We start from the raw sequence: 3,103 nt of genomic DNA, 5'->3' as shown, positions 1-3,103 counted from the left end.
GAAAGCTTCAGCGCCTTCATCTCCTTGGCAGCCACCGTCATCCGACTGAGGTGAACGTCAACAAGCCCTAGAGCAAGGGCGCTGGCTTCCGCTCTCTCGCGCACGACATCGACACCATCATTCCAGCCGGGCGGCTGGTGTTTGACGTTTTCGTTTCCATCGCTGAGTTCGAGCGCGGCCTAGCTGCGGAGCGCACGCGCGTGCGCGTGTCCATCATCAAGCGGGTGTGGCACTGGTGACACCCAGACGAACTGTGCTACCTGATCAACCATGACAGAGAAGCACTACCGTCACATTGCCCTCACGGAGTCGCTCACCAGGTTCATTCAGGACGAGGTCGCCGCAGGACGCTACACGTTGGCGAGTGAGGTCGTGCGCGCGGGACTTCGTCTGCTGATCGAACGCGAGGACGCCGGCCGTCAGTCCGCGCATAGAGACGAGTAGCGTTATGGATGATCTCGTCTGCCAGCCGGCCAGCGATTTGGGGTTTCTGGCAGGTGGTGGCGAGATGGGCGTGCTCATGCGCGGCCATGACTGGTCAGCCTCGCCGCTTGGGGCACCCTCAGCTTGGCCACAGTCGCTGCGCAGCGTGGTAGGTCTGATCCTCACGTCCAAATTTCCGATGTTCGTGGCCTGGGGCCCGGAGCTCGGCTTTCTCTACAACGACGCCTATGCCGAGATCCTCGGCGCCAAGCACCCGGCCGCGCTGGGTGCTCGTTTCAAGGGCATCTGGTCGGAGATCTGGTCCGACATCTCGCCCCTGATCGATGCCGCGCTCGCAGGGCAGGGGACGTACCACGAGGATCTACCGCTCGTGGTCAACCGGAAAGGCTTCGACGAGCAGGCCTGGTTCACCTTCAGCTACTCGCCCGTGCGCGATGAGAGCGGGCGCGTGGCCGGTATGTACTGCGCGGTGGCCGAGACAACCGGGCGGGTTCTCACGGAGTCAGCACTGGCGGAGAGCGAGGCTCGTCTGCGAGCGCTCACCGACAACCTGCCGGCCGGGATGGTGTATCAGATCGCCACGGGGCCGGATGGCAATGAGCGGCGCTTCCTTTACGTCTCCCAAAGCCACGAAAAGCTAACCGGCTGGCCGGCTCACGCCGTTCTTGCTGATCCGACCCTTCCCTACAGGCTGATCCTGCCTGAGGACAGGCAACGACTTGCCGAGGCAGAGGCACAGTCGCTCCGTGAGATGGGCCTGTTTGACGTCGAAGCGCGGCTCCGGCGCGCTGACGGCGAGGTCCGCTGGTGTCGCATCATCTCGGCTCCACGCAAGCAGGCGGATGGCTCACTGATCTGGGACGGCATTCAGATCGACGTCACCGAGCACAAGGAGGGTGAGGTCCGCCTGCGCGAGCTGAACGAGTCGCTCGAGCAACGGGTCGCCGAGCGCACGCGGGAGCTGGAACGGGTCTGGCACCACTCTCAGGACCTGCAGGTTGTCGTTGATGGGGAGGGCATCTTCAGGGCCGTGAGCCCGGCGGCCACGCGGCTCCTGGGTTGGCTGCCAGAAGAGATGATCGGGCGGCCGTTGTTCGACTTCACCCACCCGGATGGCCATGTCGGACGGGCTGAGAAGCTCGCCGGGGCTCTCGCAGGGCCGACTGAGACCCATCTCAACCGGTACCGCGACAAGGCCGGTAACTATCACTGGATCTCGTGGATCACTACGCCCGCCGACGACCTGATCTACTGCTCCGGCCGGGACGTGACGGTAGAGATAGAGCGTCAGGCCGAGCTTGAAGTCGCGCAAGAGGCGCTGCGCCAGTCTCAGAAGATGGAGGCCATGGGCCAGCTCACCGGGGGTGTGGCTCACGACTTCAACAACCTGCTTACGCCCATCATCGGCTCGCTCGACCGGCTTCTCACGCGCGGGGTGGGGAGCGAGCGCGAACGGCGGCTCATGGACGGAGCATTGCAATCGGCCGAACGGGCCAAGGTATTGGTGCAACGGCTCCTGGCCTTTGCGCGCCGGCAGCCACTGCAACCGGGTCCAGTGGACGTCCGGCGTCTCGTGAGCGAGATGGCCGAACTCATCGCCAGCACCGTGGGACCACGGATCGATGTGCGGTTGGATATGCCAGAGGACCTGCCGCCCGCCCTGGCCGACGCCAACCAGCTTGAGATGGCATTGCTGAATTTGGCGGTAAATGCGCGGGACGCGATGCCTAATGCCGGTGTGCTGGCCATCTCGGCAGAGCACGTGACCGTCAGGACGGGCCGCCGCACGAAGTTGCGCCCCGGGCCTTATGTCCGCCTCTCGGTCAAGGACACCGGCGTGGGCATGGACGAGGCCACGCTGGCCCGCGCCGTCGAGCCCTTCTTCTCGACCAAGGGCATCGGCAAGGGTACGGGACTGGGCTTGTCGATGGTGCATGGGTTGGCACTGCAGCTGGGTGGCACGCTGACCATCGACAGCCACTTGGGGGAGGGCACCACGGTCGAGCTGTGGCTGCCCATCAGCATGGGGGCGGTCGGGGAGGGGAGCCAAGCATCAAACTCTGCGGGGACCACCAAGGCACAGGGTATGGCGTTGCTCGTCGACGACGAAGACCTTGTGCGCCTGAGCACGGCCGACATGCTGATGGACCTGGGCTACGAGGTGGTGGAGGCGAACTCGGCAGAGGAGGCCCTGAGCCTCATTGGCGAGGGGCTCCGTCCGCACCTCGTGGTGACCGACCACCTCATGCCGGGCCTGACCGGTCTCGATCTGGCGCGCGATCTGCGGCTCCGCCGCCCTGACCTGCCAGTGCTGATTGTGTCCGGCTATGCGGAGATGGACGGCATCGCGTCCGGCTTTGCTCGGCTCACCAAGCCCTTCCGGAGCGCAGAGCTCATGGCAAGCCTCGCAGCTTTGATGCCGGACGGCCGAGAGTAGCGAAAAGGCCTACGGCAGGCGTGCGCTCTTAGCCCGTTGCGCTGGCCATCATGCTGGCGATCTTGGCCGAGAGGTCTTCGATCGCGAAGGATTTGCTGAAGGGCACGCGTGAGGTCGCATCCTCTCAAGATCTGGGGTTCACGCAGGCTCGGCTGTCAATCGGCACGGGATCGGGACCCTGGATCGGCGTTCAAGAGGGACCCCGGTGTGGATGCGGCGAGC

The 3,103-nt window shown here is 64.8% G+C and carries 2 protein-coding genes and 1 pseudogene; all 3 read left to right on the top strand.

The genetic code is table 11. The features are described 5' to 3' along the window. Positions 1-86: 86 nt before the first annotated feature. A pseudogene (locus FHG71_RS24495) lies at positions 87-239 on the top strand (recombinase family protein); the annotation flags it as partial. Positions 240-270: 31 nt separating this feature from the next. Next, on the top strand, positions 271-444 hold the full coding sequence (locus FHG71_RS24645) for a type II toxin-antitoxin system ParD family antitoxin (protein ID WP_139084112.1): 174 nt from the start codon (positions 271-273) through the stop codon (positions 442-444). A gap of 4 nt (positions 445-448) precedes the next feature. Next, positions 449-2,881 carry a PAS domain S-box protein gene (locus FHG71_RS22935; RefSeq protein WP_139084110.1) on the top strand — a complete coding sequence of 811 codons (2,433 nt, stop codon included), beginning with the start codon at positions 449-451 and terminating at the stop codon, positions 2,879-2,881. Positions 2,882-3,103 lie beyond the last annotated feature (222 nt).

This window comes from Rubellimicrobium roseum (genome assembly GCF_006152145.1).
In the GTDB taxonomy this organism is placed as follows: domain Bacteria; phylum Pseudomonadota; class Alphaproteobacteria; order Rhodobacterales; family Rhodobacteraceae; genus Rubellimicrobium; species Rubellimicrobium roseum.
The sequence above is the reverse complement of the archived record's forward strand: the minus strand, read 5'-3'. Positions and strand labels throughout refer to the sequence as shown.